This is a genomic window from Mammaliicoccus sciuri (assembly GCF_025561425.1).
GTDB lineage: Bacteria > Bacillota > Bacilli > Staphylococcales > Staphylococcaceae > Mammaliicoccus > Mammaliicoccus sciuri_A.
This window is the reverse complement of record NZ_CP094824.1, coordinates 2369107-2389711: the sequence shown is the minus strand read 5'-3', so window position 1 is coordinate 2389711 and position 20605 is coordinate 2369107. Positions and strand designations below refer to the sequence as shown.

The 20605-nt window shown below is 33.5% G+C and carries 25 protein-coding genes, 1 other RNA gene and 1 pseudogene; 16 read left to right on the top strand and 11 right to left on the bottom strand.

What is annotated here, in order from left to right:
• Positions 1 to 37 precede the first annotated feature (37 nt).
• The 11 genes from gap to ssrA all read left to right on the top strand — a co-directional run bounded on the left by gap (position 38) and on the right by ssrA (position 12349).
• Positions 38 to 1048 (top strand): type I glyceraldehyde-3-phosphate dehydrogenase, encoded by a 1011-nt coding sequence (gap, locus tag MUA60_RS12515; protein WP_025904545.1) that lies wholly within the window; start codon positions 38 to 40, stop codon positions 1046 to 1048.
• A gap of 114 nt (positions 1049 to 1162) precedes the next feature.
• Entirely contained in the window at positions 1163 to 2353 is a 1191-nt protein-coding gene (locus MUA60_RS12510; RefSeq protein ID WP_262648457.1) for a phosphoglycerate kinase, read from the top strand.
• Between the two features lie 22 nt (positions 2354 to 2375).
• Complete coding sequence (gene tpiA / locus MUA60_RS12505) at positions 2376 to 3137, top strand: triose-phosphate isomerase (RefSeq protein WP_262648456.1); 762 nt, start codon at positions 2376 to 2378, stop codon at positions 3135 to 3137.
• Positions 3137 to 4669 carry a 2,3-bisphosphoglycerate-independent phosphoglycerate mutase gene (gene gpmI / locus MUA60_RS12500; protein WP_262648455.1) on the top strand — a complete coding sequence of 511 codons (1533 nt, stop codon included), beginning with the start codon at positions 3137 to 3139 and terminating at the stop codon, positions 4667 to 4669. Before tpiA ends, gpmI begins: the two co-directional genes overlap by 1 nt.
• A 31-nt stretch (positions 4670 to 4700) precedes the next feature.
• Positions 4701 to 6005, top strand: a complete 1305-nt coding sequence (gene eno, locus MUA60_RS12495; protein WP_262648454.1) for a surface-displayed alpha-enolase — start codon at positions 4701 to 4703, stop codon at positions 6003 to 6005.
• Between the two features lie 569 nt (positions 6006 to 6574).
• Positions 6575 to 7918, top strand: coding sequence for a 3-phosphoshikimate 1-carboxyvinyltransferase (aroA, locus tag MUA60_RS12490; protein WP_262648453.1), 1344 nt, complete (start codon positions 6575 to 6577; stop codon positions 7916 to 7918).
• Between the two features lie 69 nt (positions 7919 to 7987).
• Entirely contained in the window at positions 7988 to 8221 is a 234-nt protein-coding gene (secG, locus tag MUA60_RS12485; protein WP_025906376.1) for a preprotein translocase subunit SecG, read from the top strand.
• 89 nt (positions 8222 to 8310) lie between these two features.
• Positions 8311 to 9051 (top strand): alpha/beta hydrolase, encoded by a 741-nt coding sequence (locus MUA60_RS12480; RefSeq protein WP_262648452.1) that lies wholly within the window; start codon positions 8311 to 8313, stop codon positions 9049 to 9051.
• A 35-nt stretch (positions 9052 to 9086) separates the two neighbouring features.
• Positions 9087 to 11435, top strand: coding sequence for a ribonuclease R (rnr, locus tag MUA60_RS12475; protein ID WP_262648451.1), 2349 nt, complete (start codon positions 9087 to 9089; stop codon positions 11433 to 11435).
• A gap of 16 nt (positions 11436 to 11451) precedes the next feature.
• A complete protein-coding gene (gene smpB, locus MUA60_RS12470) occupies positions 11452 to 11913 on the top strand; it encodes an SsrA-binding protein SmpB (RefSeq protein WP_025906370.1) in 462 nt (153 codons plus the stop codon).
• 79 nt (positions 11914 to 11992) lie between these two features.
• Positions 11993 to 12349, top strand: a transfer-messenger RNA (tmRNA) gene (ssrA, locus tag MUA60_RS12465).
• Positions 12350 to 12398: 49 nt separating this feature from the next.
• Here the strand turns inward: ssrA and MUA60_RS12460 are convergent.
• Entirely contained in the window at positions 12399 to 13448 is a 1050-nt protein-coding gene (locus MUA60_RS12460; RefSeq protein ID WP_262641741.1) for a tyrosine-type recombinase/integrase, read from the bottom strand.
• A 66-nt stretch (positions 13449 to 13514) separates the two neighbouring features.
• Positions 13515 to 14168 carry a CPBP family intramembrane glutamic endopeptidase gene (locus tag MUA60_RS12455; protein ID WP_262641740.1) on the bottom strand — a complete coding sequence of 218 codons (654 nt, stop codon included), beginning with the start codon at positions 14166 to 14168 and terminating at the stop codon, positions 13515 to 13517.
• A gap of 369 nt (positions 14169 to 14537) precedes the next feature.
• Here MUA60_RS12455 and MUA60_RS12450 point away from each other — a divergent pair, with 369 nt between their 5' ends.
• Positions 14538 to 14729 (top strand): hypothetical protein, encoded by a 192-nt coding sequence (locus MUA60_RS12450; protein ID WP_262641739.1) that lies wholly within the window; start codon positions 14538 to 14540, stop codon positions 14727 to 14729.
• Here the strand turns inward: MUA60_RS12450 and MUA60_RS12445 are convergent.
• From MUA60_RS12445 to MUA60_RS12415, 7 genes and pseudogenes are all read right to left on the bottom strand, one after another.
• On the bottom strand, positions 14717 to 15601 hold the full coding sequence (locus tag MUA60_RS12445; protein ID WP_262641738.1) for a hypothetical protein: 885 nt from the start codon (positions 15599 to 15601) through the stop codon (positions 14717 to 14719). The genes MUA60_RS12450 and MUA60_RS12445 overlap by 13 nt on opposite strands.
• A gap of 206 nt (positions 15602 to 15807) precedes the next feature.
• Positions 15808 to 15990 (bottom strand): hypothetical protein, encoded by a 183-nt coding sequence (locus MUA60_RS12440; RefSeq protein ID WP_242449798.1) that lies wholly within the window; start codon positions 15988 to 15990, stop codon positions 15808 to 15810.
• A gap of 35 nt (positions 15991 to 16025) precedes the next feature.
• Positions 16026 to 16337: a hypothetical protein gene (locus MUA60_RS12435; protein ID WP_262641737.1), complete on the bottom strand. Its 312-nt coding sequence runs from the start codon at positions 16335 to 16337 to the stop codon at positions 16026 to 16028.
• Between the two features lie 14 nt (positions 16338 to 16351).
• Positions 16352 to 16603: pseudogene (locus MUA60_RS12430) on the bottom strand (S24 family peptidase); the annotation flags it as partial.
• A 107-nt stretch (positions 16604 to 16710) separates the two neighbouring features.
• Positions 16711 to 17295, bottom strand: coding sequence for a DUF4352 domain-containing protein (locus MUA60_RS12425; protein ID WP_262641735.1), 585 nt, complete (start codon positions 17293 to 17295; stop codon positions 16711 to 16713).
• Positions 17296 to 17309: 14 nt separating this feature from the next.
• The gene (locus MUA60_RS12420; RefSeq protein WP_262641733.1) at positions 17310 to 17774 is read right to left on the bottom strand and encodes an ImmA/IrrE family metallo-endopeptidase; all 465 of its coding nucleotides are present in this window, start codon (positions 17772 to 17774) and stop codon (positions 17310 to 17312) included.
• 12 nt (positions 17775 to 17786) lie between these two features.
• Positions 17787 to 18101 carry a helix-turn-helix domain-containing protein gene (locus tag MUA60_RS12415; protein WP_262641732.1) on the bottom strand — a complete coding sequence of 105 codons (315 nt, stop codon included), beginning with the start codon at positions 18099 to 18101 and terminating at the stop codon, positions 17787 to 17789.
• A 153-nt stretch (positions 18102 to 18254) separates the two neighbouring features.
• On the opposite strand from MUA60_RS12415, the gene MUA60_RS12410 reads away from it, so the two are divergent.
• The 3 genes from MUA60_RS12410 to MUA60_RS12400 are packed head-to-tail and all read left to right on the top strand — an operon-like array spanning position 18255 to position 19468.
• Positions 18255 to 18491, top strand: coding sequence for a helix-turn-helix domain-containing protein (locus tag MUA60_RS12410; RefSeq protein ID WP_262619693.1), 237 nt, complete (start codon positions 18255 to 18257; stop codon positions 18489 to 18491).
• Positions 18492 to 18506: 15 nt separating this feature from the next.
• Positions 18507 to 19253, top strand: coding sequence for a phage antirepressor KilAC domain-containing protein (locus MUA60_RS12405; RefSeq protein WP_262641731.1), 747 nt, complete (start codon positions 18507 to 18509; stop codon positions 19251 to 19253).
• A 20-nt stretch (positions 19254 to 19273) separates the two neighbouring features.
• Entirely contained in the window at positions 19274 to 19468 is a 195-nt protein-coding gene (locus tag MUA60_RS12400; protein WP_218697268.1) for a hypothetical protein, read from the top strand.
• On the opposite strand, the gene MUA60_RS12395 is transcribed toward MUA60_RS12400, so the two are convergent.
• On the bottom strand, positions 19455 to 19835 hold the full coding sequence (locus MUA60_RS12395; RefSeq protein ID WP_218697269.1) for a DUF2513 domain-containing protein: 381 nt from the start codon (positions 19833 to 19835) through the stop codon (positions 19455 to 19457). The two genes, MUA60_RS12400 and MUA60_RS12395, sit on opposite strands and share 14 nt — an antisense overlap.
• Before the next feature lie 85 nt (positions 19836 to 19920).
• Between MUA60_RS12395 and MUA60_RS12390 the strand changes: the two genes are divergently transcribed.
• Positions 19921 to 20121: a hypothetical protein gene (locus MUA60_RS12390; RefSeq protein ID WP_262648450.1), complete on the top strand. Its 201-nt coding sequence runs from the start codon at positions 19921 to 19923 to the stop codon at positions 20119 to 20121.
• On the opposite strand, the gene MUA60_RS12385 is transcribed toward MUA60_RS12390, so the two are convergent.
• Positions 20118 to 20492, bottom strand: a complete 375-nt coding sequence (locus MUA60_RS12385; protein ID WP_262648449.1) for a hypothetical protein — start codon at positions 20490 to 20492, stop codon at positions 20118 to 20120. The genes MUA60_RS12390 and MUA60_RS12385 overlap by 4 nt on opposite strands.
• Between the last annotated feature and the right edge of the window lie 113 nt (positions 20493 to 20605).

The window sequence follows — 20605 nt, the reverse complement described above, 5'->3', positions numbered from 1 at the left end:
ACCTTTTTGAATAAAAAATAAAAAGGAGGCCATCATAATGGCAACTAAAGTAGCAATTAATGGTTTTGGTAGAATAGGTCGTTTAGCATTTAGAAGATTACAAGAAGTTGAAAATATCGAAGTAGTAGCAATCAACGATTTAACAGATGACGCAATGTTAGCTCATTTATTAAAATATGATTCAACACAAGGTCGTTTCAAAGACGAAGTAGAAGTTATCGAAGGCGGATTCCGCGTAAACGGTAGAGAAATCAAAACTTTCGAAAATCCTAACCCTAAAGAATTACCATGGGGCGATTTAGATATCGATGTAGTATTAGAATGTACTGGTTTCTTCGCTGACAAAGACAAAGCTTCAGCTCACATCGAAGCAGGTGCTAAAAAAGTATTAATTTCAGCTCCAGCATCAGGTGACTTAAAAACTATCGTTTATAACGTTAACCATGATGAATTAGACGGATCTGAAGAAATCGTTTCAGGTGCATCTTGTACAACTAACTGTTTAGCTCCAATGGCTAAAGTATTAAATGATGAATTTGGTATCGTTGAAGGTTTAATGATGACAATTCACGCTTACACTGGTGACCAAAATACTTTAGATGCTCCACATGCTAAAGGTGACTTCCGTCGTGCTCGTGCAGCTGCTCAAAACATCGTACCTAACTCAACTGGTGCTGCTAAAGCAATCGGTTTAGTAATTCCAGAATTAAAAGGTAAATTAGATGGATCAGCTCAACGTGTTCCAGTAGCAACTGGTTCAGTAACAGAATTAACAGCTGTATTAGACAAAGAAGTTTCAGTTGAAGAAATCAATGCAGCAATGAAAAATGCTACAAATGATTCATTCGGTTACACTGAAGACGAAATCGTATCTTCTGATATCATTGGTATCACTTACGGTTCATTATTCGATGCAACTCAAACTCGTGTTATGACAGTTGGAGATCGTCAATTAGTTAAAACTGTATCTTGGTATGACAATGAAATGTCTTACACTTCACAATTAGTTCGTACTTTAGAATATTTAGCAGCTCAAGCTAACAAATAATTTAAATAATTGAACTAAATAGGTTATGCTTATGAGTAAGCGGGGAGCACAACGCTTCTCCGCTTATTTTTAATCGTAAAGTATTTTCTATTATCTAGAGGAGGAAGACAAGTCATGGCAAAGAAGAATGTTAAAGACGTAGAATTAAAAGGTAAAAAAGTACTTGTAAGAGCAGATTTTAATGTACCAATGAAAGATGGTGCAATTACAAACGATAACAGAATCGTTCAAGCGCTTCCTACAATAAAATACATTATCGAACAAGGCGGTAAAGTTATTTTATTCTCACATTTAGGTAAAGTGAAAACTGAAGAAGATAAACAAGGATTGTCACTTAAACCAGTAGCAGAACGCTTAAGTGAATTATTAAATAAAGAAGTAACATTCGTACCAGAAACTCGTGGTGAAGCGTTAGAAAGCGCAATCGACGGATTATCTGAAGGCGATGTATTAGTATTTGAAAATACACGTTTTGAAGATGTTGATGGTAAAAAAGAATCTAAAAATGATCCTGAATTAGGTAAATACTGGGCTTCATTAGGTGATGTATTTATCAATGATGCATTCGGTACAGCACACCGTGAACATGCGTCTAACGTAGGTATTGCATCTAATATTGAAACAGCATCAGGTTTCTTAATGGATAAAGAAATTAAATTTATCGGCGGCGTTGTAAGTGAACCTGAACGTCCTTTAGTAGCAATTTTAGGTGGCGCGAAAGTGTCTGATAAAATTGGTGTTATCGAAAACTTATTAACAATTGCTGATAAAGTTATCATCGGTGGAGGAATGGCATATACATTCTTCAAAGCACAAGGTAAAGAAATCGGCTTATCACTTCTTGAAGAAGACAAAGTAGATTTTGCTAAAGATTTACTTGAACGTGCTGGCGATAAAATTATTTTACCGGTTGATTGTAAAGTAGCTAAAGAATTTTCAAATGATGCTGAAATTACAGTTGTTTCTGCTGATGAAATTCCTACTGATCAAGAAGCAATGGATATCGCTCCTAAATCAGTTGAAGTATTTAGTGAAGCTCTACAAGGTTCAAATACAGTTGTTTGGAATGGTCCAATGGGCGTATTCGAATTTAGTAACTTTGCACAAGGTACAATTGGCGTATGTAAAGCAATCGCTAACTTAAAAGATGCTACAACAATTATCGGTGGTGGAGATTCAGCTGCAGCAGCGATGGACTTAGGATTTGCTGATGATTTCACACACATTTCTACAGGTGGCGGAGCTTCTCTAGAATATCTAGAAGGTAAAGCATTACCAGGTATCGAAGCAATTTCTGAAAAATAATCATAAAAGGAGTTTATATATCATGAGAAAACCAATTATCGCAGGTAACTGGAAAATGAATAAAACAGTTCAAGAAGCAAAAGACTTTGTTAATGAACTTCCAGCATTACCAGATACTAATGAGGTAGATTCAGTAATTTGTGCACCAACTATACAATTAGATGCACTTGTTAACTTAACTAAAGAAGGCGTAGCACAAGGCTTACAAATTGGTGCGCAAAATGCATACTTTGAAGATAATGGTGCTTTCACTGGTGAAACATCTCCAGCAGCACTTGAAGATTTAGGTGTTAAGTATGTCGTTTTAGGACATTCTGAACGTCGTGAATACTTCCACGAAACTGACGAAGATGTTAATAAAAAAGCATTAGCTGTATTTTCTCATAATATGACACCAATTATTTGTGTTGGTGAAACATTAGAAGAAAGAGAAGCAGGTAAAGCTGAATCAGTAGTAGGTGGTCAAGTTGAAGCAGCACTTAAAGGTTTCACAGAAGATCAAGTTAAAGCGACAGTAATCGCTTATGAACCTATCTGGGCAATTGGTACTGGTAAATCTTCAACTTCTGAAGATGCTAACCAAATGTGTACACACGTACGTAACGTTGTTGCAGGTGCTTTCTCTCAAGAAGCTGCTGATGCTTTACGTGTACAATACGGTGGTAGTGTTAAACCAGAAAACATTAAAGAATATATGGCTCAATCAGATATCGATGGCGCATTAGTTGGCGGCGCTTCATTAAAAGTTGATTCATTCGTAGCATTATTAGAAGGTGCTAAATAATGGCTAAACAACCAACAGCACTTATCATTCTTGATGGTTTTGCTAATCGTGAAGAAGAGCATGGTAATGCGGTAAAACAAGCCAACAAACCAAATTTTGATAGATATTACAACAAATACCCACATAACGAATTATCAGCATGTGGTTTAGATGTAGGTCTACCAGAAGGTCAAATGGGTAACTCTGAAGTAGGTCACTTAAACATTGGTGCAGGAAGAATTGTTTATCAAAGTTTAACTAGAATCAATAAATCAATTGAAGATGGCGATTTCTTTGAAATTGACGCACTTAAACAAGTAATGGATCACATTGTAAAAAATGATTCAACGCTACATTTAATGGGACTTTTATCAGATGGTGGTGTTCACAGTCACTACAAACATCTATTTGCACTATTAGAATTAGCCAAAAAACAAGGTGTTAAAAAAGTTTATGTTCACGGATTCTTAGACGGACGTGACGTTGATCAAAAATCAGCACTTAAATATATTGAAGAAACTGAAAATAAATTTAAAGAGCTAGGTATTGGTCAATTCGCTTCTATTTCTGGTCGCTATTACGCTATGGATAGAGATAAACGTTGGAATCGTGAAGAAAAAGCTTACGATGCAATGTCTAATGGCGTTGGACCTGTATATGCAACTGCAGTTGAAGGTGTAGAAGCTAATTATCAAGAAGGTCTAACAGATGAATTTGTTGTTCCATTTATCGTTAAAGACGAAGAAAAAGGTGTAGAAAATACTGGCGTAAATAGCCATGATGCTATGGTATTCTTTAACTTCCGTCCAGATAGAGCGGCACAACTTAGCCAAATATATACAAATGAAAAATTTGAAGGTTTTGAAATTAAACGTAAACTAGATGATTTATTCTTTGTTACTTTTACAAACTATAGTGATGATGTTATTGCCGAAGTTGCTTTTAAACCAGTTGATATCAAAAATACAATCGGTGAAGTAGCTGAGAAAAATAATTTAAATCAATTAAGAATTGCTGAAACAGAAAAATTCCCTCATGTGACTTATTTCATGAGTGGTGGTAATCATGCAGAGTTTAAAGGTGAAAGAAGAATATTAATCGATTCACCAAAAGTTGCAACATACGACTTAAAACCTGAAATGAGTGCATATGAAGTAAAAGATGCTTTAATCAGTGAGTTAGATAAAGGTGATTTAGATTTAATTATCTTAAACTTTGCGAACCCTGATATGGTTGGTCATAGTGGTATGCTTGAACCAACAATTAAAGCAATTGAAGCAGTAGATGAATGTTTAGGTGAAGTTGTTGATAAAATTTTATCAATGAATGGTACAGCTATCATTACAGCAGACCATGGTAACTCTGATGAAGTGTTAACAGATGACGAATCACCTATGACAACTCATACAATAAACCCAGTTCCTGTTATTGTGACAAAAGAAGGGGTAGAAGTAAGAAGTGGAGGTCGCTTAGCAGACTTAGCACCAACACTTATAGACTTACTTGGAGTAGAAAAACCAGAAGATATGACTGGTGAATCATTAATTAAATAATAAATTATAAATTTATAAAGGAGTTTTAATTATGCCAATTATTACAGATATTTATGCACGCGAAGTATTAGACTCTCGTGGTAATCCAACAGTAGAAGTAGAAGTATTAACTGAAAGCGGTGCTTTTGGTAGAGCTTTAGTACCATCAGGTGCTTCAACAGGTGAATATGAAGCAGTAGAATTACGTGACGGAGACAAAGACCGTTACTTAGGTAAAGGTGTTCTTAAAGCAGTAGAAAACGTTAACGAAATCATTGCACCTGAAATCATTGAAGGTGAATTCTCAGTATTAGAACAAGTTTCTATCGACAAATTAATGATCGCTTTAGACGGTACACCAAACAAAGCTAAATTAGGTGCTAATGCTATTTTAGGTGTTTCTATCGCAGTAGCTCGTGCTGCAGCTGACTTCTTAGGTCAACCATTATACAAATATCTTGGTGGATTCAACGGTGTTCAATTACCAGTACCAATGATGAACATTGTTAACGGTGGTTCTCACTCAGACGCACCAATCGCATTCCAAGAATTCATGATCTTACCAGTAGGTGCTGAATCATTCAAAGAAGCTTTACGTTGGGGAGCAGAAATCTTCCATAACTTAGCTAAAATCTTAAAATCTCGTGGTTTAGTAACTGCAGTAGGTGACGAAGGTGGTTTCGCTCCTAAATTTGAAGGTACTGAAGACGGTGTTGAAACAATTTTAGAAGCAATCAAAGCAGTTGGTTTAGAACCAGGTAAAGATGTATTCTTAGGATTCGACTGTGCAGCATCAGAATTCTACGAAAATGGCGTATATGACTATGCTAAATTCGAAGGTGAAAATGGTGCTAAACGTTCTTCTGAAGAACAAGTAGACTTCCTTGAAGAATTAGTAAACAAATACCCAATCATCACTATCGAAGATGGTATGGATGAAAACGACTGGGACGGCTGGAAACTTCTTACTGACCGTATCGGCAACCGCGTACAATTAGTAGGTGACGATTTATTCGTAACAAACACTGAAAAATTATCTGAAGGTATCGAAAAAGGTATCGGTAACTCAATCTTAATCAAAGTTAACCAAATCGGTACATTAACAGAAACATTCGAAGCCATCGAAATGGCTCAAAAAGCTGGTTACACTGCAGTTGTATCACATCGTTCAGGTGAAACAGAAGATACTACAATCTCTGATATCGCAGTAGCAACTAACGCTGGCCAAATCAAAACAGGTTCATTATCAAGAACTGACCGTATTGCTAAGTACAACCAATTATTACGTATCGAAGATGAATTATTCGAAACAGGTAAATTCGAAGGAATCAAAGCTTTCTATAACTTATCAAAATAATTGAGCATATAAATAAAAATGGTTCACATAAAGCCCAAAAGATGTCGTCACATCTTTTGGGCTTTTTATAGTTGTAATCGAAATTTTGGTATGTAAGGGAGATTGGTATTTGATATAGAAAATGGCTAGTTGAAGGCTGGAGTGGTCAGAGCGGTGGGGGTATCACGTGTATTGGGAGATGCGGGTTAAAGATGGAGTAAACACACGAGATTGATGAAAATGTGAGTTAAAGAGGCAATAAACTCACATCTTTTCAAAAATTATATGATTATTTAGGAATTAACATTTTTGATTACTTAAAAATTGACTAAGTCGTAGCTTAACTTCTGAATAAAGCCAAGAGATGACCCCAAGTCGTATCCCCACATCAAATAAAGCCAAGACATCCTACTCTACACAATTAAATCCCACACTACACAATTAAATTCCACACACTATATACCTCCCATCTCCCACAACCTCCTTCACCAAACAAATTCTTTAACGCTTTAAATCAATAGTATTTTATCGTTTCATTCTATTTGAAAATGTTCTATAATAGAGGCGATGAATTTTATAGGAGGATCATAATGACGATTAATTTAAAAAGTGCAAAATCACCTTGGTCTAGTTTAGATGGTGTGGATCAATTATCTCTTCATCCTATTAAAGAAGCATTTAATAAAGAAGTCATGATTCCGGGTAGTAAGAGTGTAACGAATCGTGCTTTTATTTTGGCTGGTTTTAGTAAGGGTACTTCTAAATTATCTGGATACTTAAAGAGTGATGACACATACTGGTGTATGGAAACAATTAAAAAACTAGGTGCTACTGTTGAAGCTGTAGGTGATGAACTTCATATTACAGGTATTAATCGTTCAGAATTACCTGAGAAACAACAAGTATTTATTGGTTCTGCTGGTACGACTGCTAGATTCTTACCAGGTATTTTAGGGACTCAAGAGAAAAGTGAAATCACAATTACTTCAACTGAACAACTTGCTGGTAGACCTCACAAGACTTTACACGATGCGTTAAAACAATTAGGTGTTCAACTAACGTATCTTGAAAAAGAAGGTCAGTTACCTGTGACTATAAAAGGTGCACCTGAAACGGGCGGAAAAGTTTCAATTGCTGGTAATCAATCAAGTCAATTTATAAGTGGTTTATTAATGGCGGCACCTTTATTTAACAAACCAACTGAAATAGAACTTACGACTAAGATAGTTCAAAGTGCTTATGTGGATATTACAATTGAAATGATGAAACAATTTGGCATACATGTAGATGTATCAGATGATTATACACATATGAAAGTAGAACAAGGTGAGTATGAAGCAGCTACTTTACCATTAGAAGCTGACTTATCTACAGCATGCTATTTTATGGCATTAGCAGCACTTAATAAGTCTACGATTAAAATTAATCATTTAAATATGGAAAGTCATCAACCTGATTTAGAAGTTGTCGATATTCTTGAAAAAATGGGTGCAACTGTTGAAAAAGGTTCTGATTATGTTGTGATTTCTGGTCCTGAACAATTAAAAGGGAACTTAACAATTGACATGAATGCTTGCTCAGATCAAGCTTTAACAATTGGCAGTTTAGCTGTATTTGCTGATGGTCCAATTACTATTACAGGTGTAGAACATATACGTCATCATGAATGTAATCGTGTAACTGCATTAACAGAAAGTTTAACAAAATTAGGTATTGAAGTTACTGAACATCAAGATGGTTGGACTATCACACCGGGTGATGTAAAAGCAGCTACATTAGATACTTATGATGATCACCGTGTTGCAATGTCATTAAGTTTAATGGGTACTAAAGTTGATGGGATTAAATTATTAGATCCTTCATGCGTATCAAAGACTTGCCCAACATATTTTGAAATGTTAGCATCGTTAGGTATATCGGTTGAGTATCATTAATGAAAACTTGAGTGCATATTGTAAATATGCTATAATGCTACTGTTATAATAGACAGGAGGACCGAGTCCATGCATACATTTTTAATCGTCTTATTAATCATCGTTTGTATTGCATTGATTACCGTCGTATTACTTCAAGAAGGTAAAAGTACTGGTTTATCTGGTGCAATTAGTGGCGGAGCAGAACAATTATTTGGAAAACAAAAACAACGTGGAATAGATTTAATTTTACACAGAGTTACAATTATTTTAGCAATTTTATTTTTCTTATTAATGTTAGCAATTACTTACTTCAAAATGTAGTGGTCCGACTGTATTGTCGGACTTTTTTATTTATATACAAGTAAAAAAACGATACAATAGAACTAGATTATGTTAAAGGATGGTCATTCATGAGAATTCAATTACCTAAACCTTTCTTTTTTGAAGAAGGAAAAAGAGCAGTATTACTTTTACATGGATTTACAGGTAATTCATCAGATGTTAGACAATTAGGACGTTACTTACAGAAAAAAGGGTATACATCATATGCTCCGCATTATGAAGGTCATGGTAGACCACCTGAAGAAATTTTGGAATCAAGTCCATATGTATGGTTTAAAGACTGTTTAGATGCATATGATTTTTTAGAAGAAAAAGGATATACTGAAATAGCAGTAGCTGGATTATCACTAGGTGGCGTATTTAGTTTGAAATTAAGTTTAAACAGAGATGTAAAAGGTATTGTAATAATGTGCTCACCTATGTATATAAAAACTGAAGGCACGATGTTTGAAGGTGTATTAGATTATGCTAGAGAATTTAAAAAATATGAAGGCAAAACACCTGAACAAATTGAAGAAGAAATGAAACATTTTCATCCTACGAATACTTTGAAAGATTTACAAGAAACCATTCAAGGTGTGAGAGATCAAGTAGACGAAGTATTTGATCCATTGTTTGTTGTGCAAGGTAAACTAGATGAAATGATTAACCCTGATTCAGCTAATATTATTTATAATGAATCATCTTCTGATGACAAAAATATTAAATGGTATGAGGAATCTGGTCATGTTATAACAATCGGACAAGAAAAAGAACAAGTATTTGAAGACGTATATCAATTCTTAGAATCATTAGATTGGTCCGAGTAACACACACATAATATAAACGAGAAAGGAGGCCCACTATGAATCTAAGAGAAGAAGTTGAAGAAATCATCAATGATAAAGAATACAGTCCTATGACCGTAAGTGAATTTCAAGATGTAATAGGACTTAGTAATGCTGATTCATTTAAAGAATTAATTAAAGTTCTAGTTGATTTAGAACAAAAGGGTCAACTAGAAAGAACAAAAACGGATAGATATAAGAAGAAAAGTAACAAATCAGACCTTGTGAAAGGTACTTTAAGTCAGCACAAAAAAGGATTTGCCTTTTTAAGACCGGAAGATGACACAATAGAAGACATCTTTATCCCACCTAATCAAATTAACAAAGCGATGGATGGCGATGAAGTATTAGTAGAAGTTGTGCCATCTCGTGGAGATCATAAAGGTAAGATTGAAGGTAGAGTTAAAGCAATTACGACACGTAATATTACGCAAGTAGTTGGTACTTATACAGAAGCGAAACATTTCGGTTTCGTGTTACCTGATGATAAACGTATTACACAAGATATCTTTATTCCTAAAGGTAAAAATCTTGGAGCAATCGAAGGTCATAAAGTATTAGTAGAAATTACAGAGTATGCTGATGGGACGCATAACCCAGAAGGTCATGTTAAAGCGATTCTAGGTCATAAGAATGATCCAGGTGTTGATATTTTATCTATCATATATCAACATGGCATTAATATTGAATTTCCTGACAATGTTATTCAAGAAGCTGAAAATGTACCAGATCAAATCAGTCCAGACGAAATTAAAGGTAGAAGAGATTTAAGAGATGAACTTACAATCACGATAGATGGTGCAGATGCGAAAGATTTAGATGATGCTGTCTCTGTAAAATCTTTAGACAATGGTTTAACAGAACTGACAGTTAGTATTGCTGATGTCAGCTACTATGTAACAGAAAATAGTGAGTTAGATAAAGAAGCATACGACAGAGCGACAAGTGTATATCTTGTTGATAGAGTAATCCCTATGATTCCGCATAGATTAAGTAATGGTATTTGTTCATTAAATCCACATGAAGATAGATTAACATTGAGTTGTAGAATGGAAATAGATCAACAAGGTGAAGTCATCAGACATGATATTTTTGAAAGTGTTATTCATTCAGATTATAGAATGACATATTCAGATGTAAATGCCATTATTGAAAATGACGATCAAGAAATTCGTGAAAAGTATTCAGAAATTACACCAATGCTTGATTTAGCACAACAACTATCAAAACAATTAATCGCTAAACGTAAAAGACGTGGGGAAATTGATTTTGATATTAAAGAAGCGCAAGTATTAGTAGATGAAGATGGTATACCTACAGACATTGAAGTGAGAGAAAGAAACGATGCAGAGCGTTTAATCGAAAGTTTTATGTTATCTGCTAACGAAACAATTGCTGAACACTTTAGTAAACTAGAAGTGCCATTTATCTATCGTGTCCATGAGAATCCAAAAGCAGAAAGATTAAACCAATTCTTTGAATTTATTTCAAACTTTGGACTTGCTGTTAAAGGTTCAAGTGAAGACATACACCCTGCAACATTACAGAAAATTGTAGAAGAAGTTGCTGGACAGAAAGAAGAAATGGTTATTTCTACTTTAATGTTAAGAAGTATGCAACAAGCTAGATATAGTGAAGATAATTTAGGTCACTTTGGCTTGTCAGCAGATTACTATACACATTTCACATCTCCAATCAGAAGATATCCTGACTTAATAGTGCATAGATTAATTCGTAAATATTTAATTGAAAAATCTATGAACAGTAAACAAATTAGACATTGGGAAGAAATGTTGCCAGACATCGCTGACCATACTTCTAAACGTGAGCGAAGAGCAATTGACGCTGAACGTGATACAGATGACTTGAAGAAGTCAGAGTATATGATTCAACACGTTGGAGAAGTGTTTACAGGTATTATCAGTTCAGTAGCGAACTTTGGTATGTTTGTAGAGCTAGAGAACACAATTGAAGGTATGGTGCATATCTCTAACTTAACAGATGACTATTACAACTTTGATGAGCGTAATATGGCTATTATAGGTGAGCGCCAAGCTAAAGTATTTAGAATTGGTGACAAAGTTGAAGTTAAAGTCATTAATGTTAACGTTGATGAGCGTATGATTGATTTTCAAATTGTTGGTATGCTAATAGCTGAAAAGAATAGAGAACGTTTAGCAAGAGAAAAAACAATCAAAGCTAAAAAACGTGGTACAGCTAAAGAACAAGATAAACCTAATAAGCATAAAAAAGGTAGAGCTAAAGGTAAACAAGGCGGCAATCAAGGTAAACAAGGTAAGAAAGGTAAAAAGCCTTATTACAAAGCAAAAGCTGTGAAAAACAAAGCAAGACGAAAGAAAAAATAGAAAGTAGGTGATGGATGTGCCAAAAGTTCAAAGTAAACCACTAGCACAAAATCGTAAAGCAAGCCATGATTACACAATAGAAGATACGGTTGAAGCGGGTATTGTACTTCAAGGTACTGAAATCAAATCCATTCGCCGAGGCAGTGCAAACTTAAAAGATTCATATGCACGTGTATTTAATGGAGAAATGTATGTATATAACATGCATATCGCGCCATATGAAGAAGGTAACCGATTTAATCATGATCCATTGAGAAACCGTAAATTACTTTTAAAAAGAAAAGAAATCGATAAACTCTTTGGTATTACAAGAGAAAAAGGGTATGCATTAATCCCACTTAAACTCTACATTAAAAACGGTTACTGTAAAGTTCTTTTAGGTGTAGCTAAAGGTAAACGTGACTATGATAAGCGACATGCATTAAAAGCAAAAGAAGCAAAACGTGACGTTGAAAGAGCAATGAAACAACGATATTAAGCAATTTGTATTGAAAAATCAATCAAAAATTGTTAAGATTAAATATACTTCTGTTAAAAGGAAGTATATTTCTTATTGAGGGGACGTTACGGATTCGACAGGGGTCCCCGAGCTTATGAAGCGTGTCGGAGGGTTGTCTTCGTCATCAACACAACAGTTATAATAACTGGCAAACAAGATAATTTAGCAGTAGCTGCGTAATAGCACTCTGCATCACCTAACCGCATCGCCTATGTGCCGTTAACGTGATTCAACTTAAGTAGGATACGCTCGTCACTGCCGTTTGAAGTCTGACGAGAAGAGATTAATCAAGCTAGCATTGTCTTTGGGTGTCAGTCCCCTGAGACAACGCGAAACCTTAATGACTAGACTACACACGTAGAAACATTTGTATCAGGATCTCTGGACGCGGGTTCAACTCCCGCCGTCTCCATATTTCACCCTATATATGACGGGGTTTTGACCTAGCAGGTGTCAAAAAAGTGTCAAGAGAATAATTCTCTTACTTTTTGACCCTGTTCTTTTTTATGTTCATCAAGTAAATGTGAGTAAGTGTCAAGAGTCTGTGAAATCGTCGCATGACCTAAACGTTTACTTATATATTCAACAGGAATGCTTTTACTTAACAAATATGATGTGTGCGTATGACGTAAAGCATATGGTGTTATTGTGTCGTCATTTAATTCAATTTGTTTTTTAGCATAGTTAAATGACTTTATGATTGCATTGTGTGATAGGTGAAATAATTTACCATCAGTTCTAACTGGTAATTTAGATAACTTCGTATTAATCAGTAATACATCTTTTTGACTTACTTCGACATCACGTTTAGAATTTTTTGTTTTAGTACCTGGTAAGTGGACAATGCCACTTGATTTGTTTAAATCTTTTTTAGTCATTCCTATTATGTCACTATATCTAGCACCTGTAATAGCTAGTAAATATAAAAATATATAACTTTGTTCATCTCGTGTTTTAAAGTATTCAATCAAATCTAAATACTGTTGAATGGTCATGTACTTATTATCTTCATTCTTAGGTGCCTTAGTACCTTTTAACTCAATTTTATAAGTCGGGTCTTTCTTCAAATATCCATCATATACTGCATCTCTAATACATGGCGCAAGACAACCGTGTACTTTTCTAACTGTTTCAGTCGTTCTATTTTGACCATACTCATTTAAAAACTTTTGGTACTCAGAACGTGTTATATTCTTAACTAACATATAATCGCCGAAGTGTTCTTTGAATAAATTTAGCGATCTTTCATACCAATAATATTGTTTCGGCGCTACTTTCTTTTTATTCTTAATCACAAGCCAATCGGTATAATAATCTTCGAATGTTTTATTATCTTCAATCTTATTGCCGTCTTCTAAATCTCTAATTAATTGTTGTGCTGCGTATGTCGCCTCTGCTTTAGTTTTAAAACCAGATTTGCGCTTTTTACCCGATTTAAAAGATTTGTCTTTCACATCATATTGCCAAGAAACTGATGTTTTATTCTTTCGTTTCGTAACTGTAAATGATGCCATGCGTATTCCTCCTTAAAAAAAGTAAAAAATAATAAGGGTAGGCGGGCTACCCTGTATCCAATTAGATTAGTTAAAATATTCAAAAAGAGTTATAAAGTTATTTAAGAAATGAATAATTATAGCAACTTCTAATCTTTTAGTAATAAGATAAGATATACCAACAATAAGACCAAAATAAAAATAAGGGAGATAGTCTATAAAAGTATTCCCTTCATGTAATAACGCGAAAATAATACTTGAAATAATTAACCCTATAAATAAATGTCCTCTAAAAACTACTCGGAGTAGAAATCCTCTTAAAATAATTTCTTCTACAATCGCAGGAATAAGTGCGATACTAATTATTAGCAGTATAAAAGGTGTTCCTGAGAATTCATGAACAATTAATGTGTCGTTAGGGGATAGTCCGGGTTTCAAATATTCAAATATTTCATCGAAAGAGTACAATAGAATGAAACCTAGTATAGTAATTAATATATCTTTTCTGTTTAATGTTTTAAATTGCAATAAATTAAATTTTAATCTGTTAGTAGCCCACACTCCTATTATAATTATAATAATTGCAATGATTGCAAATATGTAGTTTTTTGTAACGTAATCACTTAATGCGAATGCATTATAAAAAATATAAGAGAGAAAAAAAGCTTTTAAAATAGCCTTCCAGTATACATCATTGTTGACTAAGTGGTTATCTTCAAATAATAATTTTAGTTTTTTCATAAGCTATCTCCTTAGATGTTTTAGTGTTTATATTTAAATTACATTAATAATTACTGTGTTGACAAGAACATTTTATAAATAACATAAAAAGATAAGATATTTTATGTTTGAAATATCCCTATTTGCCCCTTTTCGAATTATCTAGGGATATTGGCGTTACATTATATTAACCTCAAATATATCTATCTCAAAAATTTTAATTTTTTCTAACAAAAATTTCATATAATTCTTTCTCCATCCCTCAACCTCCAATGTAATAAAAAAGGGTACGTGGGAGGTAACCTAGAACTATAGGGTTTATTTATTGAAAATTAATCAAACAATAACTATATAACTATATGTTATAATTATAGAAAGTAGGTGATTATAGTGAATTTTTCACAAGATGAAATAGCAATTATATACGACGCGCTTTACCATTTGGAATGTACAACAGATGTATACTCTAATCCTTATAATGATTTGTCTAAAGAGAAGTACACTAATGCGTTTATAAGCGCATTCGATAAGGTAAGTGAATCTTCTGTAAAAGAAAGAAAAGGTATACTTTATTTTGAGTAGTGTTCGTCTATTAGAACTTTTATACAGGATAATATAATTTGACAATCTGCCTTCGAAACCTCTCCTGGATTGGAATGGGAAACTGAATTTCTTAAAGAATAAGTAATGTCGATTCTCTTATGCATTCTATAGTTTATTTTTCCTGCGTTTAATAGTTGTTGCCCAAGGTAATTCATCATGGTATCGTTAGTGTCTTTACTCTTTAATTTAACATTTTCTTTTTCACAAATAGCCATAAGTAAAGTTTCTAACGCGACACTTAAAGTGGCAGCAGCAGGCAAGAACAACTTTCGTTTATAGCATTCTTCGGCTTGTGACATTTGATATGAAAAGTCATTATTATATTTTTCGCTATCGAAGTTTAATATTAGTCCTTCATAGTCTAAATGTGAATAAGGACTAACTTTATCATGATTGTACCTATCTAGAGATGTTTTATTTTCGTTTGACCATTCTTTATAGTCTCTTTCTGCTTGATACTTACCATTTAACGTTAAATCATTATCTATATAGAGTAAATGAATAGGTTCAATTATGAAAATATTTTTAGATGACAACTTTTCATAATAGTGTTCGATGAAAATTTCGAATCTTTCGCGTTTTTCGCTGTCCATCAACAGTCTTTTTATATTTTTATAATCTTCTTCTCTGACTTTTATTGTTTCTTCAGGATTGTCATAATTGTCAACTATAACTAAAAATTTCGAAGCATGAAAAACATCTTTATTGGCTTCGAATAAAATAAAACTTAAGTAATTTTCGAATTTTATCAAAGGAAAAGCATTTTGAATATCGTCGCCTAAAAAATCATAGTGACATGCTTGATTTTTGTATCCATTCATATAGCTAGCTTTTATTTTCTGAATATCCATATTTTCCACTCCTTAAAAATTGTTTTTATATAAAGCGTCACTAGGATGGTAAAATAATAAGGGTAGGCGGGCTACCCAAGTTTTACTTCTTCTTTCTATCATCTAAAATTCTACGCGCGATACTGTAGATTACATTTAATACGATGTATTGAACTAGTTTTTTGATTAATCTCATTTTTTGCCTCTCCTTTAAATATATTTACATACTACGATAAGATCTTTCCTGTTTTGTTATCGTTATCTACTTTTTCTTCTATAATTTTTAAACACTCTATTACTTTTTGCGAGGATAAATCTTTAGGTAACTCGTAAGTGAATGCATGGTTGTCATTTGTTAAAACCTCGTAGACGACAGTTTCTCTTTTTATTTTGCAATTAATTATTTTCATTTGATATCATCTCCTTTAGTGTGAGGTGTGTTATATTATTCAATTTCAATTTCATAAATTGACTGATCTAAATTTTCATATATTTCATTTTTCTCCATGTACTCAACCCATTGAGCATCTGTTTTCTTGCCGTTATTTTCAACCTGTGCTTTTATTTTTTCATAGATATTCTTAAATAAGTCTTCATACATATTATCTATAGCACGCTGTACTTTAGCATCATTCCATCTTGATTTTTTAGCACGGCTTTTATTCTTGTCTAATTGGAATTCTGTAACTTTATTATAAAAAGAGTCAAGGGATTCGAGGTTATCATTCATGTGTTCTTTAAATGTTTTGTAATCCATAAAATCATCCTTTCTTACATCACTAACTTACCAATCACTTTAAATTGATTGTATGAAGAAACAGTAATGCTATCGTACTTAGGGTTAATTGAAATTAACTCAATATGATCATAATATTTATCCACACGTTTTATAAAGCCTGCACCATCTAAAGTGACTAATGCAATCCCACCATCATTAATTTCATGAACTTCTTTGAAGAAAGCGTATGTGCCTTCACGTATAGTAGGTTCCATAGAATCCCCGTTTACTAAGACGCAGAAATCAGTATATTGCCAAGAAACTGATGTTTTGTTTTTTCTTTTCGTAACTGTAAATGATGCCATAGTTATTCCTCCTTATAAGAAAACCCCACGTATTGTGAGGTAGTTGGTTATTGAATATCTTCTTTTTTAATTTCCCATTTTGCTTTAATATTTTTAAGTCCAGGAGTAGCGTCCATCTCAATCATATATTCGTCAGATTCAGGTACATCATAGTATACATATCCACTTGCAGTATTACCTTTATTTATTTGATGACTAAAATCAGCGTTAGTATCATCAGTACCAAACCATTCAGAATATGTTTCCCCACCAACATTTATAGTGAAATCAGATGAGTCCATTAAAATTTGGTCGTCATTATTATTTTTGAACTTATAATTAACTTTTAACGCTTTACCATTTTCAGGAGGTGTTCCTATTTCTCCAGTTTCTCCAGCTTCTTCTACACTTACCAATGTTACTTCTACTCCATCAGCCTTCACAGTGTCCCCAACTTTGTGAGTTTTACTGGCAGTGTTAGCTATTTCATCTTTCTCTTCTTTAGTTCCATTCAATTCTTCGTCAACACTACTAAAGAATAAAGATACTATAACTATAATAGCTACTATGACGATTACAATACCACCTAAACATCCTAATAAGCCCCAAAGTAAACCTTTCTTTTTCTTAGGTTTTTGATTCATTTCTTCCATTACATATCTCTCCTTTATTCAAATTCTATATGTTTAAACACCTGCAAAGGGTCAAATTTAATGACATAACCCTTGTGATAGGTGGACAAACCATACTTAGCTTTATAATGCTCAATACAATCTAGTACGTGACCTTCTGAAATCTCAAAAAAATTAGCAAGCTCGTACAGATTATGTACCCCTTGCTCAAACGCCTGGACTATACCCGATAGGGGCATAGACTTTTCGTATGAATAGCGTCTAGCGTAATTTTCGAATTTTCGGTTATTGAACTGTTTTTGATTGGTGATGTCACCGTATGTAAGTTTGTGATGTGCTAATTCTTCAAAAAGGACTTCGACTTTCTTCTTTTCTGGTAGGTTACGTTTAATTAATATTAGATCACCTAGCCAGACTCCATCTAAATCATCAGGAAGTACATTCGCCTCTCTTACTTCTATATAGTCATGTTGTATTAAAGTTTCTTCGTATAATCCCATCCAATACACCCTTTATTTGCGTCTACTTCTAATATAATCTGCATAATCTAACACGCGTTTCCACTCATCATCAGTTAGGTTACCTTCTAAGTGAGCTGCACGATGTTGTACTTCATCATTGTCTTCATCAATCCACCCCATTAAATAGGCAGGATTTACATTCAATGCTTCGGCAATACTTTCTATAGTGTCGTTTTTTAAATTTTTAATATTGCCGCTTTCATATCGTTGAACGGTAGCTTCAGTTTTGCCAATTTTTCTACCCAATTCAGCCAAAGTCATACCTTGTTTTTCTCTTGATTGTTTCATTCTTTTTGAAAAGCACATTGTAATACAGCTCCTTTTTTCTTGGTAATTATATTATAAGGAAAACTTTCTGCATTTGCAACATTTTTCTTAAAAACTTTCGTAAAACGCTTGACTGATTTTGTGACGTCATGATAAGATTACTTACGTAATACGAAAGGGTGGTGAGAAGATATGCCAATCGACGCTAAACTCTTAAAGTCTAAAATGGCTTTGAAAGAGCATAACATCAAAACCTTATCAGAAGAAATAGGAGTGAATAGAGATACGTTGTCTAATATGATACATGGTAGAACAAAGCCATCTTATCCTGTTATCAATGGAATTTATTTCGCTTTAGATTTAACACCGCAAGAAGGTAGAGATATTTTTTTTAACGAAGACTTACGTAAAAGGAAAGTTTTGACTTAAAAGGAGGAATGAATAATGCAAGAATTACAAACCAAACCTGACATCGGAAAGATGTTCAATATTCAAGAAAAAGAAAATGGAGAAATTGCGATTAGTGGTCGTGAACTTCATCAAGCGTTAGAAGTGAAAACAGCATATAAAGATTGGTTCCCTAGAATGCTGAAATATGGTTTTGAAGAAAATGCGGACTATACAGCTATCGCTCAAAAAAGAGCAACAGCTCAAGGTAATATGACTCACTATGTTGACCACGCACTAACTTTAGACACTGCTAAAGAAATAGCAATGATACAACGAAGTGAACCAGGAAAACGTGCACGTCAATATTTTATTCAAGTGGAAAAAGCGTGGAACAGTCCAGAAATGGTTATGCAGCGTGCTTTGAAAATTGCTAACAATACAATCAATCAACTTGAAGCAAAGATTGAGAAAGACAAACCTAAAATTGTATTTGCTGATGCGGTGGCTACTACTAAAACATCAATTCTGGTTGGTGAGTTAGCGAAGATTATCAAACAAAATGGTGTAGATATTGGTCAACGTAGGCTGTTTGAGTGGTTAAGACAAAATGGTTTCTTGATCAAACGTAAGGGCGTTGATTACAACATGCCGACACAGTACTCAATGGAAAGAGAACTATTTGAAATCAAAGAAACAACAATCAGTCATTCAGATGGTCATGTATCGATTAGTAAGACACCAAAAGTAACTGGTAAAGGCCAACAATATTTTATCAATAAGTTCTTATGTGAACAGCCGTAGTAGATAAAGGAGGAAACACAGTGAATGAATCAAAAAAGGTCATCTATTACTACTATGACGAAGAAGGTAATAGACGACCATTAGATGTTCAAATAAATGATGGTTATGATTTAATGACTCAAAATTATTTTATTGACGGAACATTAGCGAGAAGACCTGAACTAAAAAGCAACTTTTATGCATTAGTTGATGGAGTTGAATTTAAGTTAGATTGAATTTTTGAGAAAGGTATTGGAAAGCTAGTTTATTCAGCAATGTTAAAGACATACTTGATGTTTTACTAGCAACTTTTTTAACTTCTTTCCATGTCTTGTCATCTCTAATATTGTCTAAAAATTCATGACCTGACCAGGTGATGTCATTGATTATCCAAGCAATAATTTTTCCAGATGACCAACTAAACTGAGCATCGATATATCCAGCTTCTTTTAATTTTAAAAGCGAGTACATTACCGTTTCAAAATCATATTTACCAAAAATTATATTGTCTTTGAAATTATATTCAGTAAGTGGCTCGCCAAGTTTTTTATTTGATTCAACTTCTAATAATAAATGTCTTACGCAGTCCTGATTTAGTTTCATATTAATCACCTCCTTAACAGGAGTATAGCAGAAAATTTATGAACAAAACCCACAATCGAACAACCAACTTAAAGGAGGAATAACAATGCAAGAAACAAAACTAAATTTGGAAGAAAGTGCAGTAGAACGTAAGGTTTATCAATTAATTCATGAATATGGTTTATCTTATACACAAGTAAAAAGAGTTTTACATGTAATCGATATCAAGTTGTTACACCACATTCAAAATACTGAGATATCAAAAGGAAAAAGACCTCTTGATTTAACAAGAGGCCAAGAAGATTAGTTGTTGAGTTCTAAGTCAAGATTAGAATCAACATAACCTAGCACTGGATACAATTTTTCTTTAAATTCATTGAAGTATATTACGGTGTGTTGGTGCGAATGATTGTCTCGAACACAATTAAGCGCTTCTTTGTAAACGTTATTAAAAGCATCAACTGCTTGTATAAATTCATAACGATATAAATCCTCTTTACTTCTAACATAAGATTCTAAAGTCACAAAGTAAGAATTAGCTTTTGATAAGTAATGCAGTGCCAATATTTCATTGTCGTTATCAACAACTTGTCTAATAGCTTTCTTTGTATCGTAATATCCAGTAACAACTAAATTTCTTAAGTACTCTTTTTCTTCTGACATTTCAAATATGCTCATTGGAAACACCTCCCTTCATATAGGGATAACTAAATTATATCAGAAAGGATGAATAACAAATGCAAGCATTACAAACAATTAAAAAAGCAATCATTCTATACGCTGCTGCAACA